This is a genomic window from Psychrobacter sp. PL19 (assembly GCF_017875835.1).
Taxonomy (GTDB): domain Bacteria; phylum Pseudomonadota; class Gammaproteobacteria; order Pseudomonadales; family Moraxellaceae; genus Psychrobacter.
In genome coordinates, this window is record NZ_JAGING010000001.1 from 1,431,418 (window position 1) to 1,451,474 (window position 20,057).

Annotated in this window: 17 protein-coding genes, 1 tRNA gene and 1 pseudogene; 13 read left to right on the plus strand and 6 right to left on the minus strand. The window is 43.1% G+C overall.

Annotated features, from left to right (window positions below; genetic code table 11):
* Positions 1-29 precede the first annotated feature (29 nt).
* The gene (locus H4W00_RS05855) at positions 30-932 is read left to right on the plus strand and encodes a polysaccharide deacetylase family protein (protein WP_209956657.1); all 903 of its coding nucleotides are present in this window, start codon (positions 30-32) and stop codon (positions 930-932) included.
* Positions 933-1,283: 351 nt separating this feature from the next.
* Positions 1,284-2,234: a CobW family GTP-binding protein gene (locus H4W00_RS05860; RefSeq protein WP_209956658.1), complete on the plus strand. Its 951-nt coding sequence runs from the start codon at positions 1,284-1,286 to the stop codon at positions 2,232-2,234.
* 537 nt (positions 2,235-2,771) lie between these two features.
* On the opposite strand, the pseudogene H4W00_RS05865 reads toward H4W00_RS05860, so the two are convergent.
* Positions 2,772-3,473 (minus strand): annotated as a pseudogene (locus H4W00_RS05865) (IS1 family transposase).
* A gap of 102 nt (positions 3,474-3,575) precedes the next feature.
* On the opposite strand from H4W00_RS05865, the gene kdsA reads away from it, so the two are divergent.
* From kdsA to H4W00_RS05905, 8 genes are all read left to right on the plus strand, one after another.
* A complete protein-coding gene (kdsA, locus tag H4W00_RS05870) occupies positions 3,576-4,457 on the plus strand; it encodes a 3-deoxy-8-phosphooctulonate synthase (RefSeq protein WP_209956659.1) in 882 nt (293 codons plus the stop codon).
* An 18-nt stretch (positions 4,458-4,475) separates the two neighbouring features.
* Positions 4,476-4,730, plus strand: coding sequence for a hypothetical protein (locus H4W00_RS05875; RefSeq protein ID WP_209956660.1), 255 nt, complete (start codon positions 4,476-4,478; stop codon positions 4,728-4,730).
* A gap of 221 nt (positions 4,731-4,951) precedes the next feature.
* The gene (locus H4W00_RS05880) at positions 4,952-5,176 is read left to right on the plus strand and encodes a heavy-metal-associated domain-containing protein (RefSeq protein WP_209956661.1); all 225 of its coding nucleotides are present in this window, start codon (positions 4,952-4,954) and stop codon (positions 5,174-5,176) included.
* A gap of 474 nt (positions 5,177-5,650) precedes the next feature.
* Positions 5,651-8,002, plus strand: coding sequence for a heavy metal translocating P-type ATPase (locus H4W00_RS05885; protein ID WP_209956662.1), 2,352 nt, complete (start codon positions 5,651-5,653; stop codon positions 8,000-8,002).
* 359 nt (positions 8,003-8,361) lie between these two features.
* Positions 8,362-9,678 (plus strand): phosphopyruvate hydratase, encoded by a 1,317-nt coding sequence (gene eno, locus H4W00_RS05890; RefSeq protein ID WP_209956663.1) that lies wholly within the window; start codon positions 8,362-8,364, stop codon positions 9,676-9,678.
* 213 nt (positions 9,679-9,891) lie between these two features.
* On the plus strand, positions 9,892-10,200 hold the full coding sequence (locus H4W00_RS05895) for an FtsB family cell division protein (RefSeq protein WP_209956664.1): 309 nt from the start codon (positions 9,892-9,894) through the stop codon (positions 10,198-10,200).
* A gap of 101 nt (positions 10,201-10,301) precedes the next feature.
* Positions 10,302-11,069: a 2-C-methyl-D-erythritol 4-phosphate cytidylyltransferase gene (ispD, locus tag H4W00_RS05900; protein WP_209956665.1), complete on the plus strand. Its 768-nt coding sequence runs from the start codon at positions 10,302-10,304 to the stop codon at positions 11,067-11,069.
* A 423-nt stretch (positions 11,070-11,492) separates the two neighbouring features.
* Positions 11,493-12,116 carry a BLUF domain-containing protein gene (locus H4W00_RS05905; RefSeq protein ID WP_209956666.1) on the plus strand — a complete coding sequence of 208 codons (624 nt, stop codon included), beginning with the start codon at positions 11,493-11,495 and terminating at the stop codon, positions 12,114-12,116.
* 411 nt (positions 12,117-12,527) lie between these two features.
* On the opposite strand, the gene H4W00_RS05910 is transcribed toward H4W00_RS05905, so the two are convergent.
* From H4W00_RS05910 to pyrC, 4 genes are all read right to left on the minus strand, one after another.
* A tRNA-Glu gene (locus H4W00_RS05910) sits at positions 12,528-12,603 on the minus strand.
* Positions 12,604-12,681: 78 nt separating this feature from the next.
* A complete protein-coding gene (locus H4W00_RS05915; protein WP_209956667.1) occupies positions 12,682-12,855 on the minus strand; it encodes a hypothetical protein in 174 nt (57 codons plus the stop codon).
* 357 nt (positions 12,856-13,212) lie between these two features.
* Positions 13,213-13,872 (minus strand): ribonuclease T, encoded by a 660-nt coding sequence (rnt, locus tag H4W00_RS05920; protein ID WP_334684995.1) that lies wholly within the window; start codon positions 13,870-13,872, stop codon positions 13,213-13,215.
* Between the two features lie 278 nt (positions 13,873-14,150).
* The gene (pyrC, locus tag H4W00_RS05925) at positions 14,151-15,230 is read right to left on the minus strand and encodes a dihydroorotase (protein ID WP_209956669.1); all 1,080 of its coding nucleotides are present in this window, start codon (positions 15,228-15,230) and stop codon (positions 14,151-14,153) included.
* 416 nt (positions 15,231-15,646) lie between these two features.
* Here pyrC and H4W00_RS05930 point away from each other — a divergent pair, with 416 nt between their 5' ends.
* Positions 15,647-16,885 carry an argininosuccinate synthase gene (locus tag H4W00_RS05930; protein ID WP_209956670.1) on the plus strand — a complete coding sequence of 413 codons (1,239 nt, stop codon included), beginning with the start codon at positions 15,647-15,649 and terminating at the stop codon, positions 16,883-16,885.
* Positions 16,886-17,134: 249 nt separating this feature from the next.
* Here the strand turns inward: H4W00_RS05930 and H4W00_RS05935 are convergent, their stop codons facing one another.
* Positions 17,135-18,394 (minus strand): hypothetical protein, encoded by a 1,260-nt coding sequence (locus H4W00_RS05935; protein WP_209956671.1) that lies wholly within the window; start codon positions 18,392-18,394, stop codon positions 17,135-17,137.
* Between the two features lie 137 nt (positions 18,395-18,531).
* On the opposite strand from H4W00_RS05935, the gene H4W00_RS05940 reads away from it, so the two are divergent.
* Together H4W00_RS05940 and H4W00_RS05945 are read left to right on the plus strand one after the other, a co-directional pair.
* On the plus strand, positions 18,532-19,071 hold the full coding sequence (locus H4W00_RS05940; protein ID WP_209956672.1) for a L,D-transpeptidase family protein: 540 nt from the start codon (positions 18,532-18,534) through the stop codon (positions 19,069-19,071).
* Positions 19,072-19,410: 339 nt separating this feature from the next.
* The gene (locus H4W00_RS05945) at positions 19,411-20,031 is read left to right on the plus strand and encodes a nitroreductase family protein (protein WP_209956673.1); all 621 of its coding nucleotides are present in this window, start codon (positions 19,411-19,413) and stop codon (positions 20,029-20,031) included.
* Positions 20,032-20,057: the final 26 nt, after the last annotated feature.

Sequence of the window (20,057 nt, forward strand, 5' to 3'; positions counted from 1 at the left end):
CACAACTAAAACTATCAAAGGAATGAATTATGTCTAAAACTATTATTTGTGGCTTCGGCGTTGACGTCGACTCAGTAGCAGGATGGATTGGATCATATGGCGGCGGCGAAAGTCCGTCAGACATTCAACGCGGGGTTTGGGCATCAGAAGTTGGCGTACCACGGCTGTTAAAGTTATTTAAAAAGTACGATCTACGTACCTCGTTTTTTGTCCCCGGTCATAGTCTCGAAACCTTTCCTGATATTGCCAGAATGATTGTGGATCATGGTCACGAAGTAGGCGCGCATGGTTATCTGCACGAGAACCCTATTGCTATGACCCGTGCACAAGAAGAAGCCGTGATGGAAAAATCCGTTGAGCTCATCGAAAATCTCACTGGTCAAAGTCCACGTGGTTACGTAGCACCATGGTGGGAAATGTCTAAATCTACCCCTGAAATTCTTGCTAAGTATAATTTTAAGTACGACCATAGCCAAGGCTACCGTGATTTCCAGCCCTTCTATGCTCGAGTTGGCGATGATTGGAACGTTATCGACTACTCAAAAACCGCAGAAGAATGGATGCATCCTATGACCCATGGCGACGAGATTGATCTGGTTGAGATTGCTGCCAACTGGTGCGTGGATGATTTACCACCAATGCTGTTCATGAAAAATGTCCCTAACAGCCATGGATTTGTCAATCCACGTGATATCGAGCAAATGTGGCGTGATCAATTCGACTGGGTATATCGAAATATGGATTATGCTGTGTTTCCCTTCACGATTCACCCCGATGTCTCTGGACGTCCACATGTACTCATGATGCTTGAACGACTGATTGACTACATCAACAGTCATGAAGGTGTCGTTTGGATGCCATTCGAAGATATTGCTACAGATTTCCGCAAACGCTTCCCGTTTGAAGGTGGCGAACGACCAGAGGTCATCTAAGGCTATTAACCTTGGCGGCATTGTCGCCAAGGTTAACTTAACTATATGGAGAAAATATATGTGTAATGCTTGTGGAAACCCAGCCGCCCCAGGGCACTGGACAGAAGCAGGGGCTCAAAAAGGTGGTATCCGCCTTAGGGCTGTTTTTAATCGAATATCGGTACTGAAGCGGGTGCTAAAACCTTATGGGTTTTCAGCTTATGCTGATGGTGTGATCCCGCAGATTCAACTTATATGCCCAGGAGGGGCTAGAGTGATGGTTAACAACTTGACAGAGCTTTGGGCTGAAGTGGAGCGCATCCAAGGTTTTCTAGTGGATCCATTGAAATCGACCACGCAGGCCCTACGCTGATGCAAACACCACAAGACAACCGTCTTAATATTATCCTGTTGAGTGGCTATCTGGGTTCGGGCAAGACGACATGGCTGCGCCATGCACTTTTTACAAAGGTGTTTGGCAATGCCCAGGTCTTTGTTCAAGAAGCAGCCGAACAGCCAATTGATGACTTGCTCCTAGATAAAGCGGTGAGTGTCAAGGTTCTGACTGGAAAGGCAGGAACTCCTGAAGGTAGAGATGAGCTCATCTCAGCGTTGCTTGAGGTTGCAGAGTCTCGAACGAGCGGGCAGTCTACCAATCGGCCAGACACTCTTATCATAGAAACTAGCGGCCTGGCTGACCCCGCTGAGATTATAATTGCTATTAAAGAACACCCAATTCTGATTTATCATTTCGCGCTCAGAGAAACCATCATTATGTCCGATGCACTACATTTTCATGTGGCGTTGAAGAGTGATGCTTTGTGTCGACAGCAAATCCTTTCAGCCGATCGCATCGTTATTTCGAAGTCAGAAGATGTGCATGTACAGTCTTTATCAAATCTTGTCTCAACTGTGACGAAAATCAACCCAGCCGCATCAGTTTCTCTATCAACATTCGGTGTCGAGAGTCAGGTACCTTGGTTGCCGCCGCCAACAGAGACCTATGAATCCACTATTGGTAATGTCGGGCCACCGACGACTGTCGTCTCGCTTCCGATTCCCAAAGAAATAGATTGGGTTGAGTTCACAGTTTGGCTTTCTGCACTGCTGCATGCTCGAGGTGAAACCATCTTACGCGTCAAAGGCGTTTTGAGCACGGACGAAGGTGCGCTCTTGCTTCAATCTGTTCGTAGAATAATGCAGCAACCCGAGATTTTACCTTCTGAGAAAACAAACTCTACGCCTGGAGTTATTGTTTTTATAGGAGAAGGGATGAATCAAGATGCTTTGCTCGCTTCTATGTCTTCCTTTCTAGAAAAATGAAATTTGATATTTGATATAATTATTCTAAGCTATGAGCAAGCCGAATGAGCGGTTATTCATATCTATCACTTCCATAGAATTGAGCATACATAACTGGCTCTCAAGGAAATTCTTAAAGACTTCGCACTGCTAGTAGTGCTTAGCGACCAAACAGTAACAATGTATATAAAGTATTAGCTCAATATTTCGTAATGTTATTAGACAATACCTGAAAAGCATTAACTCATTAGATACTGTTGCAACCAGCTGAAGTGACATTTTACCATCTTTTGGATGCGGAGTTTATCAAGCTAGTTGTCACCATAAGCCGGTTTAAGCAGCTTTTAATTTACCCTGTTTCTGCTCTTTTACTGGGTTCAATGTCGTCGGCCCAACTGGTGAGCAATTTCTCACTACCTGTTTAGCCTAACGTATAGGGTTTTTAGCTTTAGCGAGATCCATCGTCATCTTACGCTGAGCTAATATCTCAACATCTTCACCCGTGTGGCGCTGATTGGGGGTCATAAAGCGGGTGGTGTTTCAAAAAGTATGCTAGCATTAGACATAACCATAATTGATATAAAAGAACAGCATATTGAACGTTTTAAAGTGATTGTCGAGTTTCTTAGAAAAAGCACAAGTCTTTCTAACTGCTCGTCTCAACCGGTGTCTTAAACGGCAATTATTACCTTTTATGCCAACAGTATATCTTTTACCAATCTGCTTAGGGTCTGCCTTGAAGGCAGTCTTAAAGCTATCCCAGTTGTCAATGCTGATTGAACCATAGCTCACCTTAAGTTTCTTAAGACGAGCTCGAAGCGCTCTGGCCGTAGCTAAATCACGTTTACCCCAGACATGGGCAACAATCTCACCAGTATCACGGTCATAGGCGTAGATTAACCATACCTTCTGCTTCTTGCAACGTACATATGTCTAGAACTCATCAACTTCTAAACGCGAGTAGTAAGGCTGCTTTGGTGAGATATTATAGATCTATGAGCCTATGGTGCTTAGTATCTTGCCAATGCTGACAGAGGTGATAGTGGCAATGTCTCTAACACTACAGCCTCGTACTATCATCAGTCGTATCTTATACTCTGTTTTAGAGTGGCAACCCTGATAGGTAATGGCGTGGTCGCCAATGAATTGACGTTTATAGTCTTTGCATTGGTAGTTTTGTTTACCATAGCCTTTTATACCGTTTTTCTTTAGACTAGGACTGTGGCAGTCGGGGCAATTAATCTCTATTTGTGTCTTCATAACCTCAAATATAGCATCTTTGCTTTGGCTGGCACCCCTCCTTTATTTACTCAGCATACTTTTTGATACACCATCCAAAAATAATAACTAGGATAGCTCTTTATGGACAACTTATTAACCGCACAGTCGCATATCCAGCTCGATAGCCTTGGTAACAAGCCTCTTAACAATCAACCCATCAATATTGGCAACGATCAGCCGTTTGTATTGTTTGGTGGTATGAATGTTTTAGAGTCTAAAGAACTGGCGTTTGAGATCGCTGAGCAATATATCGATATCTGCCAGCGTTTGGGTATTGGCTATGTGTTTAAAGCCAGCTTCGATAAAGCCAATCGCTCAAGCCTGCATTCATTTCGTGGACCTGGCTTAGAAAAAGGCGTTGATTGGCTGGGACAAATTAAAGAGAAGTATCAAGTGCCGATTATCACTGACGTGCATGAGCCGTATCAAGCAGCACCGGTGGCAGAAGTCGCTGATATTATTCAGTTGCCAGCCTTCTTATCGAGACAGAGCGATTTGGTAGAGGCTATGGCCAAGACTGGCGCGATTATTAATATTAAAAAAGCCCAGTTTTTAGCGCCCCATGAAATGCGCCATATCATGAATAAGTGCCTGGAGTCCGGTAATGACAAGCTGATCTTATGTGAGCGAGGCAGTGCCTTTGGTTACAATAATTTAGTCGTCGATATGCTTGGCTTTGACACCATGAAACAGATGAATGTGCCTGTATTCTTTGACGTGACCCATAGCTTGCAGCAGCCAGGTGCACGTAGTGATAGCGCTGGTGGACGTCGTGAACAGATAACGACCCTTGCACGCGCTGGGATGGCAACTGGTCTAGCAGGGCTGTTCTTAGAAGCGCATCCTAGCCCCGAGACTGCAAAATGCGATGGCCCTTGTGCGCTGCGTATGAGTCAACTAGAGCCATTTTTACAGCAACTAAAACAGATTGATGATTTGGTCAAAGGGTTAGATACTCAATAACGATAAGAGGATAGGGTTATGGCGATTAAAGTTGCAAAAGTAAGTATCGAAAATATCGATGATACTGAAGGCTTGGACAGCGTGATGACTGCACTCAAAAACATCACTGGGGTAACGGCTATTGAACTTGATCCTGCCAGTAGTAGCGCTTTGGTGCGCTATGAGGATACCGATACCTCCATCCATGCGTTTACAGCAGCAATTAGTATGGTCGATTATGTCACTCAGCCGTATCCCATTGATGCGCCGCAAAACCCACGTTACTATGAGTAAGGGTTGCTAATGCTTAATGTCTAATGCTTAATTCTGATTGTTTAGTAGTGCTACGCCTTATCCTAGGGATTATTAAGTTGGTAATAAACCACCTACCAAACTGGCTTGATGTTAGAGCCGATATCGCTTAACGTATAAGCAGTTAACTCATAATTATTATTAGTTAGCTTATAATTACATCAATAGATATTAAATTAGTAAATAATAACAAGGAGCCTAACATGGCACATCAAACGCGTATTATTAAAATTGACGGCATGACTTGTGCTAAGTGTGTTGAGAGTGTACATAGCGTTACAGGAGATATTGATGGGCTAATTAGCCTGACTGTAGAGCTGCCAACCAACCAAGCTACCGTGACCTTTGACGATAGCTTAACCAGCGCTGAAAAAATCGCTGCCGCAATTGAAGATGCGGGTTATGAAACTGAAGTCGCAAATTCTTGAACTAAGAAATATTTATAATAAAACCAGCTATCACGGCTGGTTTTTTAACGCATGAATATTAAGAAAAACAGTAGCTCATACGCGTCATAGACAGCCCAGCTATAGCGTATAATCAACTGATTTATTAAATTATCTAAACTAAATTATTGGTTAAAGTAAAAAACGCTCCTAATATTTATCAATAATAAGCAGTTAATATGTATTATCAATATGTTTTTTAGTATAGTAATAGGGTTAACGCATACTAATTTGAAAAGTTAAGTAATAAACTCATTTCAAGTTAAGTCGCTTCTGTTATCTGACTTTATTTTGGTAACTGTTGATTGAGAATGATTGATTGATAATGACTGATCGATGGGTTGGATACTGATTGATGGGTTTAGTATATTTTTTACCGCACTTATTTGCCGCACTTATTTACAGCACTCATTTACCGCCTCTAGAATTTTATAATCGCCATGACGAGTTTTATCTATGAATGATTCTACCAGTACAGCATCTGACCCTTCTTATGACGTCGAAACTGATATCCAATCGAATACCCAAACCCAACCGCAGCGTGCGCATTTGCAGTTAGCGATTGATGGGATGTCATGTCAGGCCTGTGCATCGCGAATAGAAAAAGTACTGAATAAAAAACCGGCTATTTATGAGGTGAGTGTGAACTTTGCTGGCGAGACTGCTAACGTGGACTATAATCCCACGCAGACTACGGCAGAGGAAGTGACTGAATGGGTTAATAAGACCGGATTCATTGCCAACTTACAAGAGAGCGATAGTTTATTTGCCCAAACGGATAAAGATACTGCTACCCAACTGCCGTGGCGACTGATTGGGCTTTGGCTATGTTTACTACCATTTTTGGTTGGAATGGCAGGTATGGTGGTCGGCCAGGGTATGATGTGGATGCCGCCAGTGTGGATACAGTTCGTCTTAGCCACTATTGTACAGTTCGGCTTTGCATTACCATTTTATAGTAGTGCCTGGGCATCGATTAAAGGTGGTCTGGCCAATATGGATGTGCTGGTGGTCCTCGGCACCGTAACTATTTGGGCTTATTCGACTTACATTTGGCTGACTCATGGTGATGGCAGCTTGGCCAGCCTGCTACAAAGTGCTACTCATAGTGGCGGTAACGGCGCAGAAGTGTATTTTGAAGCTGGCGTGATGGTCATTGCTTTTGTGCGTACGGGTAAATACCTAGAAGAACGCACTAAAAAGCATAGCCTCAATAGCATTGATTTATTACTAACACTGACGCCAGATGAAGTTGAACAGCAGCAGCCTAATGGTGACTTCCATCAAGTGGCGCTACAAGAAGTGCAAGTTGATGATATTTTACGCGCCAAGCAAGGCAGCCGCGTAGCAACCGATGGGGTAGTTATTGATGGTAATGGTTGGTGTGTAGAAAGTCATTTAACCGGTGAATCAGTACCACTCAAAAAACAACAAGGCGATGAGCTACTGGCAGGTGCCTTGGTCGAAAATGGCAGCTTACTATATCGCGTACGCGCTAAGGGTAGCGATACTAAATTGGGCGATATGGTACAAGCGCTTAGCGATGCGCAAGGCTCTAAAGCGAAGCTGGCTCGCCTTGCAGACAAAGTAACGGCTATCTTTGTCCCTGTAGTGGTCACCATTGCGCTTGTGACCTTTGGGCTAACGTGGTGGTTGACCGGTATGGTCGATATCGCTTTAATGCATGCCGTGTCGGTATTGGTCATTGCCTGTCCTTGTGCGCTCGGTTTGGCGACGCCAGCTGCGATTATGGCAGGTATGGGGGTAGCGGCACGTCACGGAGTATGGTTTAAAGACGCACAAAGCTTAGAGGCTGCTGGCGACATCGACACTGTAGTGCTCGATAAAACTGGCACATTGACTATTGGCAAACCCACCATCGTCGATCAAGTGATGGTCGATCAATCAATATCCGTTGACGATGTGCTTCAACTAGCAGCTAGTGTGGAAGCTCATGCTAGCCACCCATTGGCTACCGCATTAATCAATACCGCCAACGATCGTCAATTGCCGCTATTATCGGTGACCGACATCATCGTTATTAAAGGTGCTGGCATTCAAGCGCACATTGCAGGTCTGGGTATAGTGAAGGTCGGCACAGCAGAATTTGCCAATTTAACACTGCCAAAGATGATGCCAAAAGTATGGCAAATCGCCAGTACCGTCGCAATCAGCATTAATGATGAGCCACTGGGCGCGTTTGCCTTGGCTGATGATTTGAAGGCGGATACTCCACAAGCAATCACGGCGCTACAAGAGGCGGGTATCGATGTGATCTTGATGAGTGGAGACAAGCAGTCAGTGGTCGATCATGTGGCAGAGCAGCTGGGCATTAAAGCTGCTTATGGTAAAATGAGCCCGCGCGATAAAGCCAGTCAAATCGCTAAATTACAAACGGCGGGTCGCAAAGTGGCTATGGCAGGGGACGGGGTTAATGATGCGCCAGCGATGGCAACTGCTGATGCCAGTTTTGCCATGTTTGAAGGTACTGATGTGGCACAGCATAGTGCCTCTGCGCGCTTGATGGGTGAATCATTAATGCATATCGATGCCGCACAAAAAATCGCCCATGCAACGGTACGTAATATTAAACAAAATCTATTTTTTGCCTTTATCTATAACTGTCTGGGTATTCCATTAGCCGCTTTTGGCTTTTTAAACCCAATGATTGCTGCGGCAGCAATGGCCCTCAGTTCCATATCAGTATTAATGAATGCGCTGCGCTTAACGCGCTTCAAAACAGAGGTTGAGCTGGAGAATACTGTGACCACGTCTAAGCCAGACGCACAACAATCAGTTTCTGCATAATTGGCTGAGCGTGGGTTGATACTCATAACGATATCAACGTTATAAAGATATCAACGTTATAAAGATATCAACGCTAATATCACATTTAAAAATGGGTCGAACAATCAGTTATAATCTATAATGATTCGCATTAAGATAGGCGATGTTTAATTCGATTTATGCTATGATGCCAAGCATTGTAGCCGATTATTGATATACTCAATCGACATCTAAAGGCACTTATATATTGCAATTTAAATAGATATTTAATGCTATTTTTAGTGTGCGAGTGGTACGATTATTTACCCTACCTTTGTTATAACTGATTGTCCCTTTTCTATCCCGCAAACTTGGCATGACCAAAGGAATTAACAGACACTATGTACGCTGAAGAAACCAACAACGTCACCGCAATTAAAGACATTCGCGCCCGTGAAATTTTAGACTCGCGTGGTAACCCAACGATTGAAGCTGATGTGATCTTAGCCGATGGCACTATCGGACGTGCCGCCGCACCCAGTGGCGCATCAACGGGTTCACGTGAAGCATTAGAGCTGCGTGATGGTGACCAAGCTCGTTATATGGGTAAAGGGGTCAAAAAAGCCGTTACCAATGTAAACAGCCAAATTCGTAGCGCTTTAATGGACAAAGACGTGACTGAGCAGCAGGGCGTCGACGATGCTATGATTGCCCTTGATGGTATGGATAATAAAGGCAATCTAGGCGCTAATGCGATGCTAGCGGTATCGCTTGCTACTGCTAAAGCGGCGGCAAAATCACAAAATTTACCCCTATATCAATATATCGCCAACCTGCGCAATCAAACCTCGCTGACCATGCCTGTACCGATGATGAACATCATCAATGGCGGCGAACATGCGGACAACACGGTTGATATCCAAGAGTTTATGATTGAACCAGTCGGTTTTAGTAGCTTTTCAGAAGCACTACGCGCTGGCACTGAAATATTTCATAGCTTAAAGTCAGTGTTAAAGTCTCAAGGCTTCAGCACTTCAGTAGGCGACGAAGGCGGCTTTGCCCCCAACTTACGTAGCAATGAAGAAGCCATCACCGTCATTATGCAGGCGATTGAGCAGGTTGGTTATAAGGCAGGAGAAGATATTCACCTAGCCCTAGATTGCGCTGCTAGTGAGTTTTACAAAGATGGTAAATATATCTTGGCAGGCGAAGGTAATAAGTCTTTTGATAGCCAGGGTTTCTCTGATTACTTAGTGAGTCTTGCGCGTCAATATCCTATTATCTCTATCGAAGACGGTCTTGATGAGTCAGATTGGGATGGTTGGAAATATTTGACTGAACAAATCGGCGACAAAGTGCAATTGGTCGGTGATGATCTGTTTGTGACCAATCCTGCTATCTTACAAGAAGGTATTGATAAGCATATCGCTAATGCTATCTTGATTAAATTTAATCAAATTGGTACGCTATCTGAAACTTTAGATGCCATCTATCTGGCGAAGAAAAATGGCTATGCGACCATTATTTCGCATCGTTCAGGTGAAACCGAAGACAGCACCATCGCTGATTTAGCAGTCGGTACTGCAGCGGGTCAAATCAAAACCGGTTCATTATGCCGCTCGGATCGCGTCGCAAAATACAACCAATTGCTCCGTATCGAACAGCAAGTGCGTGCAAGCTATCGTGGCCGCGAAGAGTTCATCGGTCTACGTGGTTAAGTTTGAAGCGTGCATACTCAACCATTTATTCTAAAGCAGTTCAGGTCGTTTAGTTAAGACTTATTGGTTTGAGTGCTAGCTAGCTTGGTTTACAGTTAGACAGTCTACGATTGTTTTATGGTCATAGACTGTCTAATTTAAAATCCTAGTGCTAGAGTGCTGTTTATTTTAGCCTTTTAACCTTACTTCTATCTCGTTTGGCGTTGTTCTCATATGAAATACTTTAGCCAGTTCTTGTTACTTGCTTTGGCCGTTGCGGTGCTATTAGGGCTGCAATACCAATATTGGTTGGGTGAAAATGGCCACTTTGAGAGTAATAAACTACTTGCTAAAATCAACAACCAACAGCAGCTAAATGACAATCAAGTTGGGGCTAATAACCTGTTACGTACAGATGTTTATGATCTAAAAAACGGACTTGAAGCGGTAGAAGAGCATGCGCGTTTAGATTTAGGACTCATCAAGCCTAATGAGACTTTTGTACAAGTATCAACCGCACCAACGACTCATAGCCGTTATTAATAAGTCGCTATTGGTAGTTATAATGGCTTATTAATATCTTCTATTTATCATAAACCGTTTAGCACTCTATTTTCCCCCATCCATACTTTGAATGTCTAGCCATGAACAATACCCCCCGTGTGTATGCCATGATTGTCGCTGCTGGTCGTGGTAGCCGTTTTGGGGCGTCTGTACCCAAGCAGTATTTACCACTCAATGGTCAAACGTTACTACAGCATAGTGTCGCAAGACTGGCAGGTAGCGCTTATATTCAAGATTGTCTGTTGATTATTGCAGCAGATGATACCAGGCCTCAAAACTTAGATTTTGCACTACCCGTATGGTATGCCCTTGGTGGCGCTGAGCGTTGGCAGTCAGTCTATGCGGGATTAGACGCCATCATTAAAAAAGGGGGCGCGGGTGATGATTTAATTTTGATTCATGATGCGGCGCGCCCTGCGGTACCAAGTCGTGATATTGATCATGTTATTGAAGCGGCAAAGCTCGAACAGTATGGCGCTATCTTAGCCACACCGGTCGCAGATACTCTGAAACAATCCCAGTATCAGCCGCACACCCAATCAAAAACTGAATCAAAGCCTATAGGCAAGAATAATGCCAACAGCCATGATTATGTCGAGCGCACTATTGATCGTAATGGTCTATGGCAGGCACAAACCCCGCAGGTGTTTCGTATTGATCAATTACATCGAGTGCTCACTCATGTTGCTGAACACAAGCTGCATATTACTGACGAAGCGAGCGCCTTCGAGCATTTAGGTTTGCCTATCCGTCTCGTTACTGGCAGTCGCCAAAATATCAAGCTGACATACCCTGACGATGCGATTTTGCTATCTGCCATTCTCATGGCACAATCGTCAGCCTTATAAGCTATTAACATTACTAATCAATACCACTGTGTAATACCACTGTGTAATACCACTGTGTAATACAATCGTTGAACGCTACGCACTCGTGTCAGCGTTTTTTTTATGTCTTTTTTACGTTGCTCATAGCTTGCCTACCACTTGCACTGGCTTTTCATTCCATCTCTTTACTATGTAATTTCTTTGCAATATTAGTTAGCTATTAAATTATAATAAATTATTGTTGTCTTCTGGTAATAATTTGCTTTGATGACTAAACTAACCTATGATGTAACTAACTTAATACAATTAGTATAAATATTCGTAACGCGTGAAAACCAACGCCACAATCCTGCTCGTTCGTTTTGTCTTCATATTTTTTACGTTTCTTTTTTACATTCATACAGTTATCTTAGCTAGATTTGCCTAATAATGGGGAGAAACTGAATGTCAGCAATTAATAATAATTCGACAAATCCAGTAACACTAGACCTCTACGAGCTTATCTACATCAGCCGTATAACGCCTTCTGGTCTGTCAGGCGCCAGTACTCTCAATGATATCGCAGAAGTTTCCATAAAAAATAACAAAGCTGATAACATGACGGGTATTATTTGTTATGGCAACGGCTGTTTTTTTCAGTGTATTGAAGGCACTGAGCAAGTATTGACTAATCTTAAAAATCGTTTGTTGACAGACAATCGACACAAAGACCTAAAAATATTAGAATTCTCAGCACTGACTAAGCGTCGCTTTACCGGTTGGTCGCTACGCTCTATTGAGCTTGAACACTGGATGAATAATGATGCTAAAGTTAAGGCACTGATGCCATTTGAGCCTTATAACTGGAGTTATGATCAGCATCACCAATTTTTAGATATTTTGCAAGGCTGTTACACAGGGCAAGAAAAGACCGGTGATATTGATACTCAGCCCGTAAAATATAGTGCATTAGGCCCAACGTTAAGTAGAGTAGTGAGCGAGCATCAAGCGTTCTTTTTGATTCAAACGGTATTAGGTCTAGCTATTGTATTAACGTTATTATGGGTTCTGCTATCAGATAAGTTTTAAATGACTTATTTATAACCTCTTTTTTTTAAACCAGCATATATTGCTGTTTTTTTGTGTTTTGCAGCCGCGAATTTTATAAAGATTAGATTGAAGGCATAATATACTCGGTACAGTTTGCCCACTATAAAGCCGCTATAGTGTCAATCTCGAAATATGGTAATGCGTTATTTGCGCCTGTTCGCCCGCCTGGTTGATTGATAGAAACATTATTGAATCATTGATTACGAAAATCAAAAGTAATATCGATACGTAACCTACTGCGGGCATACGTTTTTCTTGCTTGCTGTGCCTACGCAGACAGAGGCTGCAAAAAGCTTATAAGTAGAAAAACAATCAGGCATAAAAAAACTCTCAAAATCTTATAGATTTTGAGAGTTTTGAAAATACTGTTATTAACAACATTTTAATATATGGCGTCCCCAGGGGGGTTCGAACCCCCGTTACCGCCGTGAAAGGGCGGTGTCCTAGGCCTCTAGACGATGGGGACTAGAAACGCGCTTCAACTGCTTTCACCGTTTACGTTGAAGTGGTGCATATAATAGTAGGATAGTGGTTTTCTGTCAAGCTATTTTCTTCGATTTTTTTTTAAAGTTAAATATTTCTTTTTAATCGCACGCTGTGGGTGCAAGTCGTTGTTTTTTAGATGATGGCGAATCCATAAGGTGGTACAAGCGCTAATGGTTAAAGCGAGCAGCATATAACCAAGAATTGTTCCCCATATAATGTGATCTGGTTGCATAGTAAAGTCCCTTTTATTAAACCAAATAAATAGCGCATCGCTGGCTATCAAGGCGGTGTGGGCGACTTAACTCATCTACAGAATATTATTGCGTCATTGCAACTCGGGACAGTAACAAGTAATCGAACTATCAATTCCATTTAGACAGTACAAGATCAGGGCTGACAGTTGACTTGCTTATCATCGTATCAATCATATCCTTATTGATTTCGAAATCAAGATGGCAAAGTCAAAATTTTAACAAAGTAGCTTATGGATCGTTATGGTAAACATGACGCTGATTGGCTTAATATTTACCAACCAGTACCTACAAATGAGTATTTATTGATAACTATAAAAAACGGCTATATTTGTTAATTATTGCTTGTCGTTATCAATCAACTCTACCTTGGTTTGTTCAGTATGTAAAGCATTAGGCAGCATAGGGTAGTGATTAAGAATATGACAAAACAGCTCAGCAGTTTTTTGCGTGTCATATAATGCAGAATGAGCATCCTTACCGTCAAAATCAAGGCCTGCCGCTTTACAGGCGCGTGCTAGTACTGTTTGACCAAATGCCAGTGCCGCCAGAGTTACCGTGTCAAATACCGAGAACTGATGGAAAGGGTTGTGGTTTTTACTATTGGTACGTAACACAGCGGCATTTAAAAAAGCCAAATCAAAATGTGCATTATGACCAATTAATACACATTGACGGCAACCTGTATCGCGGCGCACGTCTTTAAGGTCTTTAAAGATTCGCCGTAACGCGGTCTTTTCATCTTCGGCAATAGCTTTACGCATGGGGTTATTGGGGTCTATACCGGTAAAGGCCAGCGCACTTGGCTCTAGATTCGCGCCCTCAAAAGGCTCGATATGGGCATTAATGGCCTCTCCTGGATAAAATACCCCATGCTCATCGAGCAAAATAGGAATACAGGCAATCTCTAATAGGGCGTCGGTTTGCGCATTAAAGCCAGCCGTCTCGACATCGACAACGACTGGCAAGAATTTACGAAAACGCTCTTTTATAGTCATCGGTGCCGCACTTTCTGTCTTGTCTTCCGAGCTTTCTTTATCAGCATTAACGGTGTGGTTATGGCTGGCGCTCTTATCTAACGTACTATCGATTTGACCCGTTACTGGGTCAGTTAATGAATCATTGGTAAGCAAATCAGTGTTATTTGGGGTAGTCATATCAGGTTAAATCGCTTTTATCGGTCGTACAGACATATTGAGGTAAGGCCAGTATTTGATGGTATAAATATGTCATTAATGCCATCGGGAAAAATCGGGTAGTAATGGCGAGTCGTTCGCTACACTTTAAGAGACCAGGGTAGTATTTCACCAGCCATCAGTGGCGTCAGCGTTGACCCATCAAAATAAGGGTAGTCTGTCGGTACCTGCATCGGCGTATTGATTAAAGTAACGGTACTCTCGTTCACAGGTAGCCCATAAAATTGTGCACCAAAGCGACTGGTAAAGCCCTCAAGCCTATCAATTTTACCCACGCTATCAAAAGTGGTGGCATACAGCGGCAAGGCCGTTGCTGAGCTATAACAGCCTGCACAGCCACAAGCCGCTTCTTTTTTATCAGTCGCATGCGGCGCTGAATCAGTCCCCAAGAAAAACTTAGGGTTACCACTGGTTGCCACATCTAATAATACTTTTTGATGCGAGGCACGCTTTAAAATGGGCAAACAATAAAAATGTGGCTTGATGCCGCCAAGTAATAAATCATTGCGGTTGAGCATCAAATGCTGTGGGGTAATAGTTGCCGCAATATGATTGCCTTGAGCCAACACAAAGTCAGCGGCATCACTGGTGGTGATATGCTCCAACACAATCTTTAATGTTGGGAATTTCATAATAATTTGTGCTAGTACTTCATCTAAAAAACGCTTTTCGCGGTCAAAGATATCAACATGATCATGGGTCACTTCGCCATGTAGCAGCAACGGCAAATTATATTTTTCTAGTGCTTCAAATACCTCAACGCAGGCATTGATGTCGGTGACGCCATCAGCGGAGTTAGTAGTTGCGCCAGCAGGATAAAGCTTGACCGCCTGTACGATACCGGACAGCGCAGCCAGTTCGATGTCTTGCGCGGTGGTACGGTCAGTCAAATACAAGGTCATACGTGGGTCAAAGGCTGCTTTGCGTTCGGCCGTTAGATCGCTGGCTTGTAGATGCTGCAAAATACGCTCTCGATAAGCACGGGCATCATCAGCGGTTTTGACCGGCGGCACTAGGTTTGGCATACAGATGACGCGGTTAAAGCTATTGGCGGCATGAGGTACTGTGGTTGCTAGCGCTTGATTGTCACGCAAATGGATGTGCCAATCGTCTGGTTGGAGAATGGTTAACTCTTTAATTGAATCAATAATCGGTGTCATAGCGCTCTATATCATAAAATATGGGGGTAAAAGGAAGTGGCACAGGACTGATAATAATAGTGTTTGATGTGCGACTATGATAACAGATTTGCCTGCTTGACTAAATATGCGCCTAACTATCTATACATAATTTGTTCTATCCATAATTTATTAGCACATTTTTAACTGACCGCTGAATTGACCATTGAATTGACTGCTGAACTTACCATGAGAGATTAATACTTTAACAATCAAAGTCAGGGTCAAATGAAGACCCAGTCCAAGTTCAGATTTAAGCTAAAACCTAGCGCCACATGGTGGTTACACTTTTGCCCATAGTAAATATGATGTACACTGAGTAGGCAAACTAACTTTTGACTGATTCTTCCGTATTGTTTTGATACTCTATAACTAAATTCTCATATTAGGAGTTATTCATGGCTCAGCTTGACCCAAAAAATATCAATAAAATTGTCTTGGCTTATTCTGGAGGTCTAGATACTTCCATTATCGCCAAATGGCTACAAGACACCTATGATGCTGAAGTGATTACCTTCACTGCTGACATCGGACAAGGCGAAGAAGTCGAGCCGGCGCGTGCTAAAGCAGAAGCGATGGGCATTAAGAGTATTCATATTGAAGACTTGCGCGAAGAGTTTGCCCGTGATTATGTGTTCCCTATGTTCCGCGCCAATGCCATTTATGAAGGCGAGTATTTACTCGGCACCTCTATTGCGCGTCCCCTTATTGCTAAGCGTTTGGTTGAGATTGCCAAAGAACATGGTGCTGACGCTATCAGCCATGGCGCAACCGGTAAAGGTAATGACCAGGTACGGTTTGAGCTGGGTGCTGTTGCTCTTTCCCCAGATGTCGTTACTATTGCGCCTTGGCGTGAATGGGACTTGTCTAGCCGCGAAAGCTTGATGGACTATGCCAAAGAACATAACATTGCTATTGACTATGCGGGTAATAAGACCAAGTCGCCTTATTCAATGGATGCCAACTTATTACACATCTCTTATGAGGGTGGCATTTTAGAAGACCCATACGCTGAAGCAGAAGATGACATGTGGCGTTGGTCAGTGAGCCCAGAACAAGCACCAGATCAAGCGCAATATTTAGAATTAGAATACGAAAAAGGTGACATGGTTGCTATTGATGGCGAGCGACTCAAGCCGTATGAAATCATGATTAAGCTGAATGAAATTGGTGGCAGTCATGGTATTGGCCGTTTGGATATTGTAGAAAACCGTTACGTGGGCATGAAATCACGGGGCTGTTATGAGACTCCAGCAGGTAACATTATGCTAAAAGCGCATCGCGGTATTGAATCATTAACGCTAGACCGTGAAGCCGCGCATCTAAAAGATGAGCTGATGCCGCGCTATGCGAAAATTATCTATAATGGCTATTGGTTCAGCCCTGAGCGTATGATGCTACAAGCCTTAATTGATAAGTCACAAGAATATGTTAACGGTACGGTTCGCGTGAAGCTATATAAAGGTAGTGTCAGTGTAGTCGGGCGTAAGTCAGACGATTCACTATTTGATGAAAAAATCGCTACCTTTGAAGATGATGCCGGTGCTTATGATCAAAAAGATGCGGAAGGTTTCATTCGTTTAAATGGTTTACGTTTGGCGATCGAAGCCAGCCGTGGTCGTGATTTGTCTAAATAGAGTAGCGAAAAAACGGCAATAAAAAAACAGAGACATCACGTCTCTGTTTTTTTATTGCCGTTGATTTTACCTTTTAGGGTTGGGTATTCACTAATATAGTTAAAATACCTTAAAAACGCTATGGTACTGCTGGTATAAGCTTTTTGCAGCCTCTGTCTGCGTAGGCACAGCAAGCAAGAAAAACTTATGCCAGCAGTACGTTATGTATCGATATTACTTTTCATTGACTATAGCTTTAGTGCTTTAGGTCTAGTTTTTATCTGTATCATCCTCTTTTATAACTGCTGTATCTTGCTGCTGTCGCTTTTCAGCGAGGTCCTGCTCTAAGACTACTTCAGTCGCTGGTATCGCACCATTAGACTTCTTCATTTGGTACTTTAGGGTAGCCAGTGCGCCAAGACTACCAATCACTAGAATAATAATAAGAATAATAGGGTTTTTCCATAGGGGTGTCGGCGCGTTATGCTCAATAGGGGTCTCGCTAGTAGCAATTGGGATATTGTCATCATTGTCACCAATTGACCTTAAAGTCACCAGTGGCACGGTCGGTGGGGTGGGTGGCTCAGAGGTAATACGCAGCCGATTTTGCTGCAAGTAAATGTCTGAAATTTTAGCAAGTTGCAATAGCCAGCGTTGGTGCGGTAATGTGATGGCACGCATCTGTGCAAATATCAATAAGTCGTTATGTCGACCCTGCTGGATATTTTCTGATGAGCGACCAATGACTTTTAAGTAATCTGCCGTGGCTTCCTGCATGTCTTGTACAGGTTCATGATTATTAGGTTCATGATTATCAGGTTTAAACGTGGTCAACTCGTACCAGTAAGGGTCAAAAGGTGGCGGCGCGCTCAGTAGCTGGTTAGACACTAGCCGCTCAGAATCTAAAGAAGGATCTTTTATTTCTGGCGCTATTGATTCTGAGGGTGCAGCTTTTTCTTCGATACTCATGTCTTTTTTAACAGCATCTGTTACTGTTATCGGTCCAATAGTGGTCAGACGGCCTACTGATAAAAACTGCGGCTGCAATGCAAACCATTTATCCATCTCATCATTATCAATCTGACTGTAGTCGGTTAAGATAGCCAACTCACGTAAGACGATGACACACAGACAAGTCAGTAAAGTTTGCGCTTGTGGCGTGGTCGCATCAATTTGGGTCGCAATATGCTCGCTGGCCTTAATGACCTGTGCACTATCACCAAATAAGGCGTTAGCGGTATCATGACGATGGTACAAAGTGGCCTTGATGGTCACAAAGTTCATGGCGTTATAGTGTCGCAGCTCTTTAACTGCGCTACGACCAAAAAGCTTTTTTCGAACCGCTTGACCTTGATAGCGCTGCTGATAGGCGAGCAAAGCACTGACGATTGCTTGCAAGCTGGCACCGAGCGCAAGCTGCGTTTGGGGTAATGACAGCTGGGCCGCATCTGCCAACAACGACACCATAGGCTGAGTATCTTGATATAAAAAATCATACATCGACACACGTGTCGGTGAAATAGACGTCATAATTTGCTAGCATCAAAAAGTGAGCCCCTATATTACGGTGCCAACTGCCTTGATACAATCCCTTAAAATTAGATTTTTTATTAATTCATGAGAGTTTGTAGCTACAATACTTCTAAATAACAGCCGGACAGCCCTTTATGACACCAAATAATCAGCCAAGCACACAGCTAATCATTAATATTGCTGAGCAAACCTTGACCTTACTTCAAGAGCATACTGAGGTTTGCCGTTATACGATATCTACTGCTAAGAATGGCATTGGTAGTCAGCAAGACAGTGGCCGTACCCCACTTGGGGCACACGTCATTGCCCAAAAGATAGGGGGTAGTGAGGCTATCAATACAGTATTTATCGGGCGCGTGGCTACAGGAGAAATTTATAGCGCTGCTCTAGGCGCTAAGCAGCCTGAACGTGATTGGATATTAAGCCGAATTTTGTGGCTGAGCGGACTTGAGATCGGTGTGAACAAAGGCAGTAATAGTCAAGGTGGCTGTGATACCTTCCAGCGTTATATCTATATTCATGGTACACCTGATAGCGAACCTATGGGTTCACCGCGTTCACATGGTTGTGTACGTATGCGCAATCAAGACATTATCACAATGTTCGCGCAGGTAGACGAGGGCACTGCTGTTTCTATTATTAGTGATGTTAGCGACATCACTAGCATTAAATAAATAGGTGACAGCTTTGGTAATCGGCAAAGCGTATGGTTATAGACATTCATTAGATCTTTGATGTTAGAAAAGCCACGTTCACAAGGCTTATTTACAAGGTTATTAATAAAATAAAATTAACAGTAACCAATGTTTGTTAAGTTAATTGCTATAGTAGCCTTCAAGATTGTGAGTAAAGGCTCAATATTTGTACTTAAGGATATTGGTACTTACGATGTCTTATGAAGACTTCTATTTGGGTTATTTATCTTGAAGCAGCGATAACCCTCAAATTCATAGCAATCAAACCATAATACTAATTTACCAAACGTAGTAATAATTATTACAAGGATAACAATAATGACCAAAGCCAGCCTAGTGACTCTACAACAAGCGTTTGAAGAACGCCGTACTATTTATGCTCTAGGCAACGATTTGCCAGTAGACCCACGGGCGATTGTTGATATCGCTGAACGTGTAATACTACAGACACCTTCTTGCTTTAATTCGCAGTCGTCGCGACTGATAGTATTATTTGGTGAGCACCATCAACAGCTATGGGACATTACCGAAGCCAATCTGCGTCAGACTGTCGGCGATGGAGACTTTTCGAGTAGCAAACAGAAAATAGATGGCTTCCGTGCTGGGGCAGGAACAGTGCTGTTCTTTGAAGACAGAGAAGTTGTGACGTCGTTGCAAGATAAGTTTGCGCTATATGCCGATAAGTTCCCTTTATGGGCACATCAGACCTCAGCGATGCACCAGTATGCCATGTGGACCGAGCTTAGCACCTTAGAGGTTGGTGCCAGCCTTCAACACTATAATCCACTGATTGATGATGACGTCGCAACAGCATTTTCGGTTCCCAAAAATTGGGATCTAATCGCACAAATGCCATTTGGCAATATCCTCGAGCCTGCTGGCGAAAAAAGCTATCAGCCGCTTAATGAGCGCATGAAGGTGTTTGGATTGGTTGATTGAGATCAGCAAGTTAAAAAATTGCTATA